Genomic DNA, 17,720 nt, shown 5'->3' with positions numbered 1-17,720 from the left:
ATGAAAGCTATTTTAATTACAGGAGCATCCGGAGGGATTGGCGCTCAAGTAGCAATCGAGCTAGCCTCCCCAGGTTGCTCTCTTTTTTTACAGTATTATAAAAATAAGGAAGGCATAAAACGTGTAGCAAGTGCATGTGAAAAAAAAGGAGCTATCGTTACTGTTTTATGTGCGGATCTCACAAGAGATGACGGTGATCAACAACTATTATCTAACATAGATAACAACCTTACCTTCCATACCATCATTCATAATGCAGGGCTAAGTCATTTTGGCTTATTTAGCGATATTACTGATAAGCAGCTAGCTGAAATGATGAACATACACTTATTAAACCCAATGAAACTAACTAGAGGTGTACTGCCGAACATGGTAAATGCGCGAAAAGGGAAGATTATTGTTATCTCTTCCATTTGGGGTTTAACAGGTGCTTCATGTGAAGTGATGTATTCCGCCGCTAAAGGAGGAATTAATAGCTTTGTTAAAGGACTAGCTAAGGAATTGGCTCCTAGTGGAATTCAAGTAAATGCAATTGCTCCCGGTGCTATTGAAACTGATATGCTACAAAAACATGGACTTGAAGAGTTAGAAGAACTTAAAGAAGAAATACCAGCTCATGCTTTTGGACAACCAAGGGATGTCGCACATGCAGTTGCGTTCTTAAGTTCAGATAAGGCTAATTATATAAATGGCCAAATTCTGTCAATTAACGGAGCATGGTATTGTTAAAAATTCACGATCGAAACTCAAAATACGAACAGTTATACATATTTAAAAAAGAGTAGAAACATGAATATTCTAATTGGACCTGAGAAAAAATACTATCGAAGTACATTTTCAAGGAGGGTCTTAATATGTCTGTACTTGACAATTGGGAACAATGGAAAGATTTTTTAGGAAACCGTCTTAACCAAGCACAAGGTGAAGGAATGAGTCAGAATGTTGTGTCTGATGTTGCTTATCAAGTTGGTGAGTATTTGGCGCAACAGGTTGAGCCTAAAAACGAACAAGAGCGTGTCCTAGCTGAACTTTGGAAAGTAGCAGATGAGCAAGAACAACATGCTATTGCCAACATGATGGTCAAGCTTGTTCAAAATGAAGGCTAATTCGAATAGACAAACAAGAAACGCCGCTAATCTGCGGCGTTTTTTCATCGCATGAAAAACCTTTAATGGATCATTACATAATAGCACCAGAAGTGGAGCAAACTGTTGATAGTCACAACTATACCCAAAAAAAAGGGAAGCTATTTGTCAACCACCAATTATTTCCGACAAAGTTCTTTCATTTATGATTAAAATCAATTATCATGAAAGATGAGATCTCATATAGCCTCACATATGACTCAATTAGTTCAAAAAGGGTGAAGCAAATGGGCTTAAAAGAATGGTACTTAGAATATCAAATACATAAAAATAGGCCAGGTCTTCTGGGAGATATTTCTTCTTTACTTGGGATGCTTGCGATTAATATCGTCACGATTAATGGGGTAGACAATATGCGAAGAGGCATGCTAATTCGGAGCTCTTCAGATGATCAAGTGGCTAGATTTAAAGCTATTTTAGAGACGATAGAAGACATTACGGTTATCAAGGTTCGGGAACCTAGGCTTCGTGATCGTTTAGCTATACGTCATGGGCGATATATTGAACGGGATGCTGATGATAAAAAAACGTTTCGTTTTATCCGAAATGAATTAGGTCTATTAGTTGACTTTATGGCAGAACAATTTAAACGTGAAGGGCATTTCCTAGTGGGGATTCGCGGAATGCCTCGAGTTGGAAAAACAGAGTCTATTGTTGCTGCTAGTGTCTGTGCAAATAAAAGGTGGTCTTTTATTTCTTCAACGCTTTTAAGGCAAACAGTTCGAAGCCAACTGGCCGATGATGAAATGAGTGAAGATCATATTTTTATTATTGATGGAATTGTGACAACGATGAGATCAACAGAGAAACACCGGACATTAGTAAGTGATATTATGCGACTTCCAGCAGTGAAAGTTGTGGAGCATCCAGATATTTTTGTTCGTGAAACAGAATATGAACTTGATGATTTTGATTGTATTATAGAATTGAGAAACGATGAGGGAGAAGAGATTACATACGAGGTTGTAGAATCTGGCTTTTCCTCTTTTGATATAAGTTAGAGGTAGGTAGGTGTTAGGATTGTCAGAATTAGGTCAGCATTTAAAAGAAGCACGAGAGCAAAAACAAATGTCATTGGATGACCTTCAGCGTATGACAAAAATTCAAAAGCGTTATTTAATTGCTATTGAGGAAGGCCGATTTGATGCATTGCCTGGGATCTTCTATGCGAGAGCATTTGTTAAAACATATGCCGAAGCAATTGGACTTGATCCTGAACCATTATTTGATCAATATCGTAATGAGCTTCCCAATCCACAGCGTGAAGCTGTTACACTTCCATCGCGAACAGAGCGAAGTAAGCCAGCGCCCAATCCGAAAAAACGGACGAAAAAAGGGTCGTTTATACCAGCTCTTGTTGCCGTTGTCTTTATAGGTATAATTGTCGTTGGAATTTGGATTATGGCTCAAGGTGGAGGTACAGAAGATGGTGGGGCTGTTGCTCCAGATGATAGTGAGAACTTAGAAGCCGATTTTTCTGAAGGCGTGGGGACGGTTCCTGAAGAGGAAGAGGAAGAGCCTGAAGTAGAAGAAGTTCCTGAAGAAGAACAAGAAGAGGAAGAAGCTGAGCCTGAACCAACGTTCACGTTGACGTTCATAGAAAGTTCTGGGAATACTTCCTTCTTTGAGTTAGAAAATGGGCAATTATCAGATGTGCGTATTGAAATTACAGGAGAGCGTTCTTATATCGATGTAAAAAATGCATTAGGTAACACATTTTTTAGTGGACAGCCAACAGATGGAGAAGTAATTACACCTGAAGTTGAGGCTGAAGAACGAGTAATCTTCAATTTTGGAGCTTCTCAATTTGTTGAATTGTATATTAATGATGTACAAGTAGAATTTCCACTAGATATTACTCATCAGAAAATTGACATCACGGTTTTAAATCAAGAAGAGTCTGAATAATGAGGGGCTCATTGTCTGTTGTACTCCCTTCTGAAAACCTGGAAGGGAGGGCCGGATGATGAACTGCTCTTTTTTTGTGCAAATGGAATAAGGTGGTTACATTTATTAATTAATAGCAATTATGGTACAATGTTTTATGGAACCTGGATTGTACTATTATCACCGTTAGATGAAGGAAGGGAATTTTGTGAATTTACCTAATAAAATAACGATCTCTCGAATTTTTCTTATCCCCTTATTTATGATTTTCTTTTTAGTCCCTTTTTCATTTGGTGACATTAATTTTCTTGGAACAATGATCCCTCTTGCCCACTTTATTGGGGCGATTATTTTTATTATTGCTGCTGCGACAGATTGGCTAGATGGGTATTATGCAAGAAAATATCAACTTGTGACCAATTTAGGGAAGTTCTTGGATCCTCTTGCAGATAAGTTGTTAATTACTGCAGCCTTAATTGCGTTAGTGGAGCTACAGTTTCTTCCGGCTTGGATTGCTATTGTGATTATCAGTCGTGAATTTGCTGTGACAGGGATTCGTTTAGTTGCGGCTGCCGATGGAGATGTTATTGCTGCGAGTCAGCTTGGAAAGTTGAAAACTGTATCACAAATAGTAGCGATTTCTGCACTTATGTTACATAACTGGCCTTTTCAAGCTCTTTCATTGCCATTTGATATGATTGCTATATACGTGGCAACGTTTTTAACGATTGTTTCTGGAATTGATTATTTTCAAAAAAATCAACATGTGCTCCTAAAATCAAAATAGTAGGCGGTAGATGCGATGAATGCTGAATTAATTTCTGTAGGTTCAGAATTACTACTTGGACAGATTGTGAATACAAATGCAGCTTTTCTCTCTCAGGAATTAGCTCTTCTTGGAGTGAATGTTTATTACCAAACTACAGTAGGTGACAATGACAAGAGGCTTTTTACTACGTTAGAGTTAGCTAAGTCGCGCTCAGATTTAATTATTTTAACTGGCGGTCTAGGACCTACGAAAGATGATCTTACGAAAGAAACAGTGGCGTCAATGGTAGGAAAGAAGCTCGTTCATCATGAAGAGTCCTTACATAATATTGAAGCGTATTTTAAAAAAAGAAATCGTCCTATGTCTGAAAACAACCGAAAACAAGCACTTGTGATTGAAGGTAGTTTTGTCCTAAATAACTTTCATGGAATGGCGCCAGGAATGATTGTTTCAGCCGGGAATACGAAAATTGTTCTTCTTCCTGGTCCACCTCAAGAAATGAAGCCGATGTTTATGAACGAATTGTTGCCTCAACTTGCAGCCATGATGGGAGAACAAACGTCAATTACCTCACGTGTGTTACGTTTTTTCGATATTGGTGAGTCTCAATTAGAGACGGACTTACTTGATTTAATCGAATCTCAAACCAATCCAACGATTGCTCCTTTAGCAAATGAAGGCGAAGTGACGCTACGATTAACGGTGAAACATGCCGACCCTGTTGAACAAAAAAGGTTATTAGATGAAACAGAAGAGCAAATAACAAAGCGAGTTGGCCAATACTTATACGGTTATGATGAAACCTCTCTAATGGAACAGCTCTTTTTGCAATTACAAGAAAAAAACTGTACGATATCTACAGCAGAAAGTTTTACAGGTGGGAAGTTCTCTTCAATGTTAACTTCGTTTGCAGGGTCATCTGCGGTATACCGTGGGGGAATTGTTTCCTATTCTACAGATGTGAAGGAAAACGTATTAGGTGTGTCGAATGAAGTCATTAACAAGCATGGTGTAATTAGTTATCAATGTGCGATCGAAATGGCTCAACGTGCAAAGGAGCAATACGAGTCAGACCTAGCGATAAGTTTTACTGGAGTAGCAGGTCCATCTAAACAAGACGGAAAAGATCCGGGCACCGTTTTTATTGGGGTATCAGGGCTCACGTCAGAACCGTTGTATTATGAATTGAATTTAGCTGGAAATCGTGAGTCGGTTAGGGATCGTGCGATTAAATATGGTTGTTATTATATATTGAACGAAATGAAAAGGTGGAATAAGAAAGAATGACTACGTATTTTAATGATTTTGAGATTTCAGAACCAATTAAAAAAGCAATAAAGGACATGGGGTTTGAAGAACCTTCTCCTATCCAAGCAAAAGCTATTCCTGTTATTTTGGAAGGAGGAGATGTTGTAGGGCAAGCCCAAACAGGGACAGGAAAGACGGCTGCGTTTGGGATACCGGTTGTTGATAAAGTTACTTCTGATCGTTACGTACAGGCATTAATTTTAACACCCACTCGGGAATTGGCGATCCAAGTCTCAGGGGAACTTCAAAAATTATCTGTGCATAAATCGATTCGAACCTTGCCTATCTATGGAGGACAGTCAATTGGTCACCAAATTCGCGCGTTAAAACAAGGTGTGCAAGTGGTAATAGGAACTCCTGGGCGTATTCTCGACCATTTACGTAGACAAACGTTAAAACTTGATCAAGTGCATACGGTTGTTCTAGATGAAGCCGACGAAATGCTTGATATGGGTTTTGTGGACGACATCGAATCGATTCTTCGCGAGGTGAATACTGAACGTCAAACACTTCTTTTTTCAGCTACGATGCCCCCAGCTATTAAAAAGTTGTCACGTAAGTATATGACAGCTCCAAAAACAGTTACGATTAATAAAGGTGAAGTGACGGCACCACTTATTGATCAAATGTACTACAAAGTGTTAGAGAGAAACAAAATTGAATCACTTTGTCGAATTATTGATAGTGAGGATATAGAATTAGGAATTTTGTTTTGTCGAACGAAAAAAGGTGTTGCTGAACTTGCTGAAGCCCTTCAAGCACGTGGTTATTTAGCTGATGGATTACATGGAGACTTAACACAATCACAGCGTGATGCTGTTATGAAGAAATTCCGTGACTCATCGATTGAATTCCTTATTGCAACGGATGTAGCTGCTCGTGGAATCGATGTTGACAATGTTACACATGTAATTAATTATGACATTCCACAAGATCCTGAAAGTTATGTCCACCGAATTGGACGTACAGGACGGGCAGGTCGTAAAGGTTTAGCTCTTACGCTTGTCACTCCTCGTGAGATGAAACACTTGCGTTCAATTGAACAAGAGATTAAAATGAGTATTCCTTCACAAGATGTTCCTACAATTGAGGAAGTGGTTGTAAAGCAACAGGGATCATGGAAAAAATTAATTTCTGATACGATTAATACAAGTGGAAAAGAAACAGAGTTATTTGATCCTTTAGTTGATGAAGTTCTAGCAGAATTTTCAGCACGAGATGTCGTATCGGCATTATTAAAAATGAACTTTTCACCAGCAAGTTCGTCCGAAGAATCTGGCTATAGTTTTGGTGATACAGGTGCTGCAAAAGGAATGGTCCGCTTCTTTATTAATGTAGGTAGAAATGTCAATATGACACCAAAAATATTAATTGAAGCCATATCTGAACTAGTTGGTATTCCAGGAAAATCCGTAGGGAAAATTGATATTTTTGAGAATTTTACGTTTGTAGAAGTGCCAGAAGAAGCAGCTCCATTTGTCTATGAAGCATTACGTTATTCTAGAATTAGTGGCGCTAGGGTTAACTTAGAGCCAGCTAAACCACGCCCGAAACGTGAACCACGCAGAACCCCAACACGTAGTTAATAACGAATTTGAAAGAGTCCTTGTTCCATCGGGCTCTTTCCTATCCTTTCCTTGTCACCTTTTCCCTATTATTATTAAGCGAATAAATGTTCGTAAAACTATTGGCAAAAGCGAAAAAAGAATGTATGATAGTAAAGAACAAAACATAGATTCGCTTTTCCAATTTAAAATACATTATTTTTTATAATAGAGGAGAGATTCATAATGAGTGATCGTAAGGCTGCCCTTGATATGGCACTACGTCAAATCGAGAAACAATTTGGTAAAGGGTCAATTATGAAGCTTGGTGAGCAAGCTGAGCAACGGGTATCAACAGTATCAAGTGGAGCACTTGCCCTTGATATTGCACTTGGAGTAGGAGGATATCCAAAAGGTCGTGTCATTGAAGTGTACGGTCCAGAATCTTCTGGTAAGACAACCGTATCGTTACATGCGATTGCGGAAGTACAAAGACAAGGTGGACAAGCGGCATTTATTGATGCAGAGCACGCTCTTGATCCTGTATACGCTCAAAAGTTAGGTGTCAACATAGATGAGTTATTACTCTCACAACCAGATACAGGAGAACAAGCATTAGAGATTGCAGAAGCACTAGTACGAAGTGGTGCAGTTGATATGATTGTTATTGATAGTGTGGCTGCCCTTGTACCAAAAGCGGAAATTGAAGGAGATATGGGAGACAGCCACGTTGGTTTGCAAGCTCGACTTATGTCTCAAGCATTACGTAAGCTTTCAGGAGCAATCAACAAGTCAAAGACTATTGCGATTTTTATTAACCAAATTCGTGAAAAAGTGGGAGTTATGTTCGGGAATCCTGAAACAACGCCTGGAGGACGTGCATTGAAATTCTATTCGTCTGTTCGCCTTGAAGTTCGTCGTGCTGAAACACTAAAGCAAGGGAATGACATGGTTGGGAACAAAACGAAAATTAAAGTTGTGAAAAATAAGGTTGCTCCTCCATTTAAAGTTGCAGAAGTGGATATTATGTACGGAGAGGGAATTTCTCGTGAAGGATCGATCTTGGATATTGCATCAGATCTGGATATCGTTCAAAAAAGTGGAGCATGGTACTCATTTAATGAAGAGCGCCTCGGTCAAGGACGAGAAAATTCGAAACAGTTTTTAAAGGAAAACTCACATCTTGCTGAACAAATTGAAACATTGATCCGTGATCATCACGGTTTAAATGGTGAAATTGAAGTAGCTGCTGCTACAGAGGAAGAGTTTGAAGATGTACCTTTTGATTTAAAATAAATAAAAAATAGAGGGGTGTTCTAAAGGTCCAATCTTAACCTTTAGAACACCTCCTTCTTTTAAATTTAATTTGGAGGTGTCATATTCATTGAAATTTTTATATGTAACCGATACGCATATCCGAGGAACGACACCAAAAAATCGTTTAGACGTCTATGTAGATACGTTAAAAGAAAAGTTGGAAGAAGTAATGGAATTAGCCAATAAAGAAGAAGTAGATGTGATTTTACATGGTGGAGATGTATTTGATCGACCAGATCTGTCTCCTAACGTTGTTGGTCAGTTTGCAAAAGTATTTATGAAGGCCAACATGCCTATTTATGTTGTTGCCGGAAATCATGATACATTTGGTCATAATCCAGAGACGATTTCACGAACAATGCTTGGATTAATGGATTCTTTTGGAGTAATGACAGTAATTGATCCTACTCATCCTGTTTTAATAGAAAAAGACGGTCAACGAGTTCAAATTAGTGGACAACCGTATCATTACGACTTAGATCAACGAGATCCGAAACTAGATTACTACCCTACGAACGACTCAGACGCTGATGTTCTGATTCATATCGTGCATAGCATGCTCGTTGAGAAAGCGTTGCCGGAAGGAGTTCCGCACACGATTATTGATCATATTTGGGGAACGACAGCAGATATTATTTTAACAGGCCATTTTCATGGTGGGTTCGGGATTAAGGAACGTAATGGTAAATACATATGCAATCCTGGTGCCTTGTCTCGAGTCAATAACCATTGGTCAGAAATTAGTAGAATGCCAAAAGTAATCATTGGTACTATTTGCAATGGAGTGATTTCTCTAAAAGAGGTAGGAATAAAGAGCGCGCGCAAAGGAGAAGAGGTCCTAGATCGTACTTTCCTAGAAAAAGCTGTCCACCAAGAAGAGAAACTTCATAGCTTTGTTCAGCAAGTAAAAGAAACATCGCAATTCCAAACGTTAAATATGAGTGATATTATTCTTGAAATTGCATCTTTGAAAAATGTCGAAGAAAAAGTGAAACAAGAAGCGTTACGAAGGATGACCGTTATTGAAGAAGTATGGAAGGACGGGGAATATGAATAACATTAAGGCAGTTAGACTCGAAAATTTCCAATCTCACCTAGACACTTTTGTTGAATTCAGTAATGGCTTAAATGTTATTGTCGGACAATCTGATAGTGGGAAGACTGCGATCTTAAGAGGAATTCGTTGGGCATTGTATAATCAACCAAGAGGAACCGATTTTATTCGTGTATCTGGTGATTTTGTAAGGGTTACCGTTATGTTTGAAAATGAAACAACGATTATACGTGAACGGACAGGTTCCAAGAACCGCTATATGATAAAAAGAAAGGGAGAAGAAGAACTAGTGCTAGAGGGATTTGGAATTCATGTCCCGGAGGAAGTTATGAAAGCACACGGAATGGACCATTTACGAATTGATCAGGATAATGAATTAATGATTCATTTATCCCAGCAATTAGATGGACCGTTTTTATTGGAAAATACGAGCACAATTCGAGCAAAAACACTAGGAAGAATTAGCGGGGCACATTTTTTGGATATGGCCATTCGTGATACGACGAAGGATGTCTCCCAATTAAATATACGAATGAAACAAGAACAACAAGTAATTGATAGACTAAAAGAAGACTTAGAACCCTATATTCATTTAGAAGAACTAAAATCCCAATTAAGACGTGTAGACTCAAGTATTGACGAGATAAAGAACCTGTTAGAGAAAAAAGAAAAACTAAAGCAAATCCAAAGTAGTTGGCATCAAATCAGGATCGAAGAAACGGAAACAGAAAGACGGATGAACTTAATTAAAGAGGTTGACAACTGGGAGAGAAAGCGAGAACAATTGCAGGAGATGGTTCATCGCTTTGTTATTTATGAGCAAAAAAGAAAACAAGAACAAGAAGTTACGCGGGCCATCTCAGTATGTGAGATGTGGCTCACGAAAACAAAGCATGCTGAATTAGCAAATAAGAATTATGAACATCTGCATAATCAGCTTCAATCTCTAACACAGTTAAAAAGAAATTTTCAACAATGGAGAAGATTAGAGAATGCAGAGAAAGAAGAAAAAAATAGAACAATGAAGACCGCCTTTATCGATTCAGTAAATCATCATACAATGGATCGTATTTCGGCTTGCCAATTAAAACGCCAAACGTTAAATGAGATAAAAGACCAGTTAACAAGTAACAGTAATCAAAAAAAGAAAATTAAACAAATTTATACTAGATTGCCTAGTGTAACTGAGCTTAAAAGCAATACAGAACAGATTACAGAAAAGTTAGAGCTCTGTGTGAAATTGCAAACAATCTATTCAGAAGTTAGAGATTATCAGTCTAGGTTAGAAGAAGGGAAACGTTACATCGAAAAACAAAAAATAGAACAAGAAAAGGCCGAAAAAGCGTTACAAGAAGCGTTACTAGCAGAAGGAACTTGTCCAACCTGTGGTCAATCCATTTGTAAACATGCCTAAAAATTGATACAAGGAAGGTGAATGTACGATGTCAGTAGAAAAGCAGTTAGCCCAAATGAAACAGGCAATAGATAAAGCAAGAGATATGCGTTACCGTGCAGAAGCAAAATTAGAAGAGTTAGAAAACCAAAAAAATAGGTTATTAGCAGAATTAAAAGAGTTAGGAGTGAAACCTGAAGAGTTGGATCATGAAATAGAAAAGCTTGAACGGGAAATTGAGATATCCTTAAAAGAGACGTGGGAATTAATTCCTAAGGAATTGATTGATAATGAGTAACGCTTCTACACAATTAAAGCAATTAGAGAACAGGTTTAAAATAGCTCAAGAAAGATGGACAAGATTAGATGCAAAAAAGACTTTGCTAGAAGAACAGTTGGCGGAAAAGATAAAGGAACTAGATTCATATTTTGAAACCATTGATACGTATGAAAAGGCAAGAGTACTCTTACAACAATCTGCAGAATATGCAAGAGAACAAGCGAAACAACAAATTGAGACGCTAGTAACAAATGCTTTGCAATATGTGTTTGGCCCATTATTCTCATTTCAAATTGAACTAGAAGAACATGGAAATAAAGCAGTTGCTGAATTTTATGTTGTTTCAGAATACGAAGGAATAAAGGTGAAAACAAGACCACAGGATTCACGTGGTGGTGGAGTGGTCGATATCGTTACATTAGCACTTCGTGTAGCATTAATTGAAACGGTTCAGCCTAGACGGGAAGGGCCACTTTTGTTAGACGAACCTGGTAAGCATGTTTCAGGAGACTACGTTCTTTATTTATATGAATTTTTAAAATCATTAAGTACGATGTTTAATCGACAAATTATTATGATTACGCATAACTATCACCTTGCACAGTCTGGTGATTTATCATATGAGGTAAGTATAAAAGATGGAATAAGTGAAGTTACGAAAATTGACAACACTTGACATTGCCTAAAACGAGCTATAAAATTAAGGAGAATGCGGTTAAGTTTTTTCCTATTTATTTTTTCCGCGATCAAATGTAATATGCGTTTGTTTTTATAATTAATGAAACGTATGACAAATTTTGAAACCAACAATTAGATAGCAAGAGGAGGTGAAAGAGTATGGAAATATTGATCATCTCCATTTTGCTTGTTGTCTCTGCAGGTATTGGTGCAGTTGTTGGATATCTTGTTCGAAAATCCATTGCAGAAGCGAAAATTTCAAGTGCGGAACATGCAGCGAAACAAATTGTTGAAGATGCTAAACGTGAAGCAGAAGCGGGTAAGAAAGAAGCAGTTCTTGAAATGAAGGATGAAGCACATAAAATCCGTACTGAAGCAGAGCGGGAAGTTCGTGAACGAAGAAATGAGATTCAAAAACAAGAGAATCGTTTGGTACAAAAAGAAGAGATTCTAGACCGGAAGAGTGAAACCTTAGATAAGAAAGAAGAGTCTTTGGAGAAAAGGGAGGAATCTCTCACCAAAAAACAACGACAAATTGAAGAGATGGATAGCAAAGTGGAGGAAATCTTGAACAAGCAACAAACTGAGCTTGAACGTATTTCTGGATTTTCCCGCGAAGAAGCTCGTGAAACCATTCGCAGTGAGGTGGAGCAAGAGATTGCTCACGAAACAGCTCTTATTGTTAAAGAAAGAATGGCACAAGCAAAAGAAGAGGCTGATAAAAAGGCAAAAGAGGTATTATCTCTTGCAATTCAACGTTGTTCTGCTGATCACGTAGCAGAAACAACTGTTTCTGTTGTTACGTTACCGAATGATGAGATGAAAGGAAGAATCATTGGTCGTGAAGGGCGTAACATTCGTGCATTAGAAACATTAACGGGAATTGACTTGATCATTGATGATACGCCTGAGGCAGTAATTCTATCTGGTTTTGATCCAATTCGTCGTGAAATTGCTCGTACAGCTCTTGAGAAACTTGTTCAAGATGGTCGTATTCACCCTGCTCGTATTGAAGAAATGGTTGATAAATCTCGTCGTGAGGTTGATGAGGCTATTAGAGAGTATGGAGAACAAACAACGTTTGAGATGGGAATTCATGGGTTACACCCAGATTTAATTAAAATTCTTGGACGCTTGAAGTTTAGAACAAGTTACGGTCAAAATGTTCTGAAGCATTCAATGGAAGTTGCTCATTTAGCGGGATTGATGGCGTCTGAATTAGGTGAAGACGTGAAGCTTGCCAAACGAGCTGGATTGTTGCATGATATCGGAAAAGCAATTGACCACGAAGTCGAAGGTAGCCATGTAGAGATTGGTGTAGAACTTGCTACGAAGTATAAAGAACACCCTGTTGTCATTAATGCCATTGCATCACATCATGGAGACACAGAGTCAACTTCTATTATCGCAACATTAGTCGCAGCAGCAGATGCCTTATCAGCTGCAAGACCAGGTGCGCGAAGAGAAACGCTTGAAACATATATCCGTCGTCTTGAAAAGTTAGAAGAAATTTCTGAGTCTTTTGAAGGTGTTGAAAAGACGTATGCAATTCAGGCTGGACGTGAAGTGCGGATTATGGTAAGGCCAGATGTTGTAGATGATGCACTTGCTCATAAGCTTGCTCGCGATATTACGAAGAGAATTGAAGAAGAATTAGATTATCCAGGGCATATACGTGTTACGGTTATTCGAGAAACACGTGCCGTGGAATATGCAAAATAAAGTGGCGACATTCGCCACTTTATTTGTTTTTTATCGTACTTTTATATAAACTTTTAATGATTGTAATTACTACATAGCGGTGTGAAGGAGTTAATATGAGAATTTTATTTATTGGTGATGTTGTTGGAGCGCCAGGTAGAAAGATGATTCAAGAGTATACGATGAAATTGAAACAAAAGTTCAAACCTGCCATTACAATTATAAACGGTGAAAATGCAGCTTCAGGTAAAGGAATTACAGAGAAAATCTACAAAGGGTTTTTAGCAGCAGGGGCACAAGCGGTAACCTTAGGAAATCACTCTTGGGATAACCGTGAAGTTTTTGAATTTATTGATGATGCGAAGGCGTTAGTAAGACCTGCGAATTATCCTTCAGGTGTACCCGGCAAAGGCTATACCCTTGTCAAAATTAATGCAATAGAAGTAGCAGTCATTAATGTCATGGGTAGAACATTCTTGCCTGCAATGGATTGTCCGTTTCAAAAAATGGATGAAATATTAGAAGAAATAAAGGAAAGAACGCCATATATTTTTGTTGACTTTCATGCAGAAGCGACAAGTGAGAAACAGGCAATGGGGTGGTATCTTGATGGGAGAGTATCAGCTGTAGTAGGTACTCATACACATGTACAAACAGCAGATGAACGAATATTGCCAAAAGGGACAGCTTATTTAACTGATGTAGGAATGACTGGGCCTTACGATGGGATTTTAGGTGTAGAAAAGGAGCCGGTCATACATAAATTTTTAACAAATTTGCCCGTCCGCTTTGAAGTAGCCGAAGGGCGTACACAGCTTAGTGGGGTTGTCATTGATTTAGATCCAAAAACAGGTCTAGCAAAATCAGTGAAACGGGTCTTAATTAATGATGATCATCCTTTTTATACGTAATTAGGTAAGAATTTTAAGGTTTTAGGAATAAGGATAGGTTTTCTGAAATAAGATGAATTAGATTCACATCTTGTACGATTAGCGAGTCTGCTAATTGCACTGTTGAATGCATGAAGACGATCGTAATCATGGACAGCCCACTTTTCGCATAAAGAGGAGGTACAAGAAATGGAAGTCTTAAAAGTTTCAGCAAAATCTACTCCCAACTCTGTTGCTGGCGCGTTAGCGGGAGTCATTCGTGAACGGGGAGCAGCAGAAATTCAAGCAATTGGAGCAGGAGCGCTTAATCAATCAATAAAAGCGATTGCGATTGCACGGGGCTTTGTTGCACCAAGTGGAATTGATCTTGTTTGTATTCCAGCTTTTACAGATATTCAAATTGAGGGAGAAGAACGAACAGCTATGAAAATCATCGTTGAACCAAGATAGGAATAGCGCCTGCAAAAACCTACTTACATTTATGTGAGTAGGTTTTTTATATTTCATAATAAAGTTGATGACATGATTGTAAATAATCTCTTCAAATAACGAGTTTCTTGTTTCAGAATGGTCTTGTTTTTTAGAGGAGAGATCCTATTATAATAACGTTTAGATGATCCTATTATTGTTGAGTAAGTCTAGTAAAATAGTCGGGAATATGGTATCATGTCAATAATTTGATATTTCACTATTTTTAGTCTAATCAACAAGCGAGGGGTGGAGAGTGTGAGAGAGCAATTATCGTGGAAAGTTGGCGGTCAACAAGGGGAAGGAATTGAAAGTACAGGTGAGATTTTTGCGTCTGCATTAAATCGTCAAGGTTATTATTTATTTGGGTATCGTCATTTTTCCTCCCGAATTAAGGGAGGACATACGAACAATAAGATTCGAGTAAGTACAACTCCATTAAATTCTATTTCGGATGACCTGGATATTTTAGTTGCATTTGATCAGGAAACGATTGATGTAAACATTCATGAACTACGTGAAGATGGCATTGTTATCGCCGATGCAAAATTTAATCCAGTTGTAACCGCAGGCTATAATATTCCATTATTTGCGGTTCCTTTTACTGAGATTGCAACTGAGTTAGGCACGTCTTTAATGAAAAATATGGTGGCTGTTGGTGCATCAAGTGCAATTCTCGGCTTGTCAACAGAGTCATATCAAGACGTTGTAGAAGACCTCTTTCTAAAAAAAGGTGCTAGTGTTGTAGAGAAGAATATGGAAGCCATCCGTGCGGGTGCAGAATATTTCCGAAAACACGCAGGAGTAACCATCTCAGATTTACAATTAGCTCCCGCTGATGGAAAGAAAAGAATGTTTATGATAGGAAATGATGCTATTGGGATGGGAGCAATCGCTGCTGGAAGTCGATTTATGGCAGCTTATCCGATTACTCCTGCATCTGAAATTATGGAGTATATGATAGACAAGTTACCGGAGTTTGGTGGAACCGTCATTCAAACGGAAGATGAGATTGCTGCATGTACAATGGCCATTGGTGCGAATTATGCAGGAGTTCGTGCGTTCACCGCCTCAGCAGGGCCTGGTTTATCGCTAATGGCTGAAGCAATCGGCTTATCTGGGATGACCGAACAGCCACTTGTTATTATGGATACACAGCGTGGAGGACCAAGTACTGGATTGCCTACAAAACAAGAGCAGTCTGATTTAATGGCAATGATCTACAGTACACATGGTGATATTCCAAAAATCGTGATAACACCAAGCACTGTAGAGGAAGCATTTTATGATACCGTTGAAGCCTTTAATTTAGCTGAAGAATATCAGTGTCCTGTTATTTTAGTGACCGACTTAGCTTTGTCTTTAGGGAAACAAACGGTTGAGCCGCTTGATTTTAGTAAAGTAGAAATTCGTCGCGGTGCACTTCAGGAAGGTCAAGAGATTCAGGAAAGAGAAGATAAGGCTTATTATAAGCGCTATGAAGTAACAGAGTCGGGCATTTCAAACCGCGTTATACCGGGGATGAAGAATGGTATTCATCATGTTACGGGTGTAGAGCATGATGAAACGGGAAAACCGTCTGAAAGTCCCCAAAATCGTAAAGCACAAATGGATAAGCGTATGCGTAAGATAGCAAATCTTTCTCAGAAATTTAAGAATCCTATCTATATGAACGCAACACATGATGAGGCTGACTTACTTGTCATTGGTGTTAACTCAACTAGAGGTACGATTGAAGAGGCGATGCCTAGACTTGAAGCTGATGGAATGAAAGTAAATCATGCTCAAATTCGATTGTTGCATCCATTCCCTACTGAAGAATTAAAACCAATGATTGACCGTGCGAAGAAAGTAGTCGTGATTGAAAATAATGCAACAGCTCAATTAGCTAATATCATTAAGATGAACGTTGGCCATGTTAAAATAGAAAACGTTTTAAAATATGATGGAAATCCATTTTTACCTGGTGAATTACATGGAACATGTAAAGCACTATTCGAAGGTAGCAAGGAGTTGGTCTAGATGGCAACATTTAAAGATTTTCGTAACAAAGTTAAACCTAATTGGTGTCCAGGTTGCGGTGATTTTTCTGTTCAAGCCGCCATACAGCGTGCTGCAGGAAATGTTGGACTAGAACCGGATGATCTCGCTGTCATTTCAGGAATTGGCTGTTCAGGGCGGATTTCAGGTTACATCAATTCCTATGGATTCCACGGGGTTCACGGACGAGCGTTGCCAATTGCTCAAGGAGTCAAGATGGCAAATCGTGATTTGACGGTAATTGCTTCTGGTGGTGACGGAGATGGATTTGCCATTGGAATGGGACACACGATTCATGCAATTCGTCGTAACATCGATGTGACGTATATCGTCATGGATAATCAAATTTATGGGTTAACAAAAGGCCAAACTTCTCCACGAAGTGAGATGGGCTTTAAGACAAAAAGTACACCGGGTGGTTCAATTGAATCTGCATTAAATGTAATGGAAATGTCATTAACGGCAGGAGCGACGTTTGTCGCACAAAGTTTTTCTAGCGATTTAAAAGAGCTTACATCATTAATTGAACAAGGAATGAATCATAAGGGCTTTTCTCTTATTAACGTATTTAGTCCATGTGTTACTTTTAATAAAGTGAATACGTACGACTGGTTTAAACAAAACATTACGAAGTTAGCTGATATTGAGAACTATGATCCAACAAACCGTATGACGGCAATGCAAACATTAATGGAACATAATGGACTTGTTACAGGACTTATTTATCAAAACACAGAACAAAAATCATACCAAGAGCTCATCAACTCATACGACGAAAAACCTCTTGCACACCAAGACCTAAACTTAAACGAAGAAAAATTCAACCAACTAATGACCGAATTTATGTAAGCGGAAAACAAAAAAGGATGATCTTCCCTTTTTTGTTTTCCGCGAAGTGATGGGCGAAGCCGCTGCGATCTTTTAAGCCAATTAGGAGTGATCTTCTCCTAAATGGCGTGCAGCGAGTGAAGCCATCACCATGTTCGCTAAAAAGGGTGATCTTCCCCTTTTTTGTTTTCCGCGAAGTGATAGGCGAAGCCGCTGCGATCTATTAAGCCAATTAGGAGTGATCTTCTCCTAAATGGCGTGCAGCGAGTGAAGCCATCACCATGTTCGCCAAAAAAGGGTGATCTTCCCCTTTTTTGTTTTCCGCGAAGTGATAGGCGAAGCCGCTGCGATCTATTAAGCCAATTAGGAGTGATCTTCTCCTAAATGGCGTGCAGCGAGTGAAGCCATCACCATGTTC

Annotated in this window: 18 protein-coding genes; 17 read left to right on the top strand and 1 reads right to left on the bottom strand. The window is 38.7% G+C overall.

All coding sequences use genetic code 11. The annotated features are described in order from the left end of the window. The 17 genes from ymfI (at nucleotide 1) to N0O92_RS01805 (ending at nucleotide 17,323) form a co-directional block, all read left to right on the top strand. Complete coding sequence (ymfI, locus tag N0O92_RS01885) at nucleotides 1–729, top strand: elongation factor P 5-aminopentanone reductase (protein ID WP_315612919.1); 729 nt, start codon at nucleotides 1–3, stop codon at nucleotides 727–729. Nucleotides 730–854: 125 nt separating this feature from the next. Next, on the top strand, nucleotides 855–1,106 hold the full coding sequence (locus N0O92_RS01880; protein ID WP_315612917.1) for a DUF3243 domain-containing protein: 252 nt from the start codon (nucleotides 855–857) through the stop codon (nucleotides 1,104–1,106). Nucleotides 1,107–1,372: 266 nt separating this feature from the next. Beyond that, a complete protein-coding gene (locus N0O92_RS01875; protein WP_315612916.1) occupies nucleotides 1,373–2,146 on the top strand; it encodes a DUF3388 domain-containing protein in 774 nt (257 codons plus the stop codon). Nucleotides 2,147–2,156: 10 nt separating this feature from the next. Continuing rightward, nucleotides 2,157–3,053 (top strand): helix-turn-helix domain-containing protein, encoded by an 897-nt coding sequence (locus N0O92_RS01870; protein ID WP_315612915.1) that lies wholly within the window; start codon nucleotides 2,157–2,159, stop codon nucleotides 3,051–3,053. A 187-nt stretch (nucleotides 3,054–3,240) separates the two neighbouring features. After that, entirely contained in the window at nucleotides 3,241–3,819 is a 579-nt protein-coding gene (gene pgsA, locus N0O92_RS01865) for a CDP-diacylglycerol--glycerol-3-phosphate 3-phosphatidyltransferase (RefSeq protein ID WP_315612914.1), read from the top strand. 15 nt (nucleotides 3,820–3,834) lie between these two features. Continuing rightward, nucleotides 3,835–5,088: a competence/damage-inducible protein A gene (locus N0O92_RS01860; RefSeq protein WP_315612913.1), complete on the top strand. Its 1,254-nt coding sequence runs from the start codon at nucleotides 3,835–3,837 to the stop codon at nucleotides 5,086–5,088. Next, nucleotides 5,085–6,695 (top strand): DEAD/DEAH box helicase, encoded by a 1,611-nt coding sequence (locus tag N0O92_RS01855; protein WP_315612912.1) that lies wholly within the window; start codon nucleotides 5,085–5,087, stop codon nucleotides 6,693–6,695. The genes N0O92_RS01860 and N0O92_RS01855 overlap by 4 nt, the downstream gene beginning before the upstream one ends. 204 nt (nucleotides 6,696–6,899) lie before the next feature. Further along, on the top strand, nucleotides 6,900–7,949 hold the full coding sequence (gene recA, locus N0O92_RS01850) for a recombinase RecA (RefSeq protein ID WP_315612911.1): 1,050 nt from the start codon (nucleotides 6,900–6,902) through the stop codon (nucleotides 7,947–7,949). 88 nt (nucleotides 7,950–8,037) lie between these two features. After that, nucleotides 8,038–9,027, top strand: a complete 990-nt coding sequence (locus N0O92_RS01845; protein ID WP_315612910.1) for a metallophosphoesterase — start codon at nucleotides 8,038–8,040, stop codon at nucleotides 9,025–9,027. Further along, nucleotides 9,020–10,438: an AAA family ATPase gene (locus N0O92_RS01840; protein WP_315612909.1), complete on the top strand. Its 1,419-nt coding sequence runs from the start codon at nucleotides 9,020–9,022 to the stop codon at nucleotides 10,436–10,438. The genes N0O92_RS01845 and N0O92_RS01840 overlap by 8 nt, the downstream gene beginning before the upstream one ends. Before the next feature lie 28 nt (nucleotides 10,439–10,466). Further along, entirely contained in the window at nucleotides 10,467–10,715 is a 249-nt protein-coding gene (locus tag N0O92_RS01835; RefSeq protein ID WP_315612908.1) for a hypothetical protein, read from the top strand. Further along, the gene (locus N0O92_RS01830; RefSeq protein WP_315612907.1) at nucleotides 10,708–11,373 is read left to right on the top strand and encodes an OLD family protein; all 666 of its coding nucleotides are present in this window, start codon (nucleotides 10,708–10,710) and stop codon (nucleotides 11,371–11,373) included. The genes N0O92_RS01835 and N0O92_RS01830 overlap by 8 nt, the downstream gene beginning before the upstream one ends. 161 nt (nucleotides 11,374–11,534) lie before the next feature. Beyond that, on the top strand, nucleotides 11,535–13,097 hold the full coding sequence (gene rny / locus N0O92_RS01825) for a ribonuclease Y (protein WP_315612906.1): 1,563 nt from the start codon (nucleotides 11,535–11,537) through the stop codon (nucleotides 13,095–13,097). Between the two features lie 95 nt (nucleotides 13,098–13,192). Continuing rightward, nucleotides 13,193–13,987: a TIGR00282 family metallophosphoesterase gene (locus tag N0O92_RS01820; protein ID WP_315612905.1), complete on the top strand. Its 795-nt coding sequence runs from the start codon at nucleotides 13,193–13,195 to the stop codon at nucleotides 13,985–13,987. Nucleotides 13,988–14,155: 168 nt separating this feature from the next. Further along, entirely contained in the window at nucleotides 14,156–14,416 is a 261-nt protein-coding gene (locus N0O92_RS01815) for a stage V sporulation protein S (protein ID WP_034632153.1), read from the top strand. A gap of 276 nt (nucleotides 14,417–14,692) precedes the next feature. Beyond that, on the top strand, nucleotides 14,693–16,456 hold the full coding sequence (locus N0O92_RS01810; RefSeq protein ID WP_315612904.1) for a 2-oxoacid:acceptor oxidoreductase subunit alpha: 1,764 nt from the start codon (nucleotides 14,693–14,695) through the stop codon (nucleotides 16,454–16,456). Continuing rightward, complete coding sequence (locus N0O92_RS01805) at nucleotides 16,457–17,323, top strand: 2-oxoacid:ferredoxin oxidoreductase subunit beta (RefSeq protein ID WP_315612903.1); 867 nt, start codon at nucleotides 16,457–16,459, stop codon at nucleotides 17,321–17,323. Between the two features lie 211 nt (nucleotides 17,324–17,534). On the opposite strand, the gene N0O92_RS01800 is transcribed toward N0O92_RS01805, so the two are convergent. Then, nucleotides 17,535–17,720 (bottom strand): hypothetical protein (locus tag N0O92_RS01800; RefSeq protein WP_315612902.1); only part of this gene is annotated, 186 nt, incomplete at its 5' end.

Origin of the sequence: Alkalihalobacillus sp. MEB130, from assembly GCF_032335535.1 — a bacterium.
Classification (GTDB): Bacteria; Bacillota; Bacilli; order Bacillales; family Bacillaceae_D; genus Halalkalibacter.
Note: the sequence above shows the minus strand (reverse complement) of the source record. Positions and strands in the feature narration are given on the sequence as shown.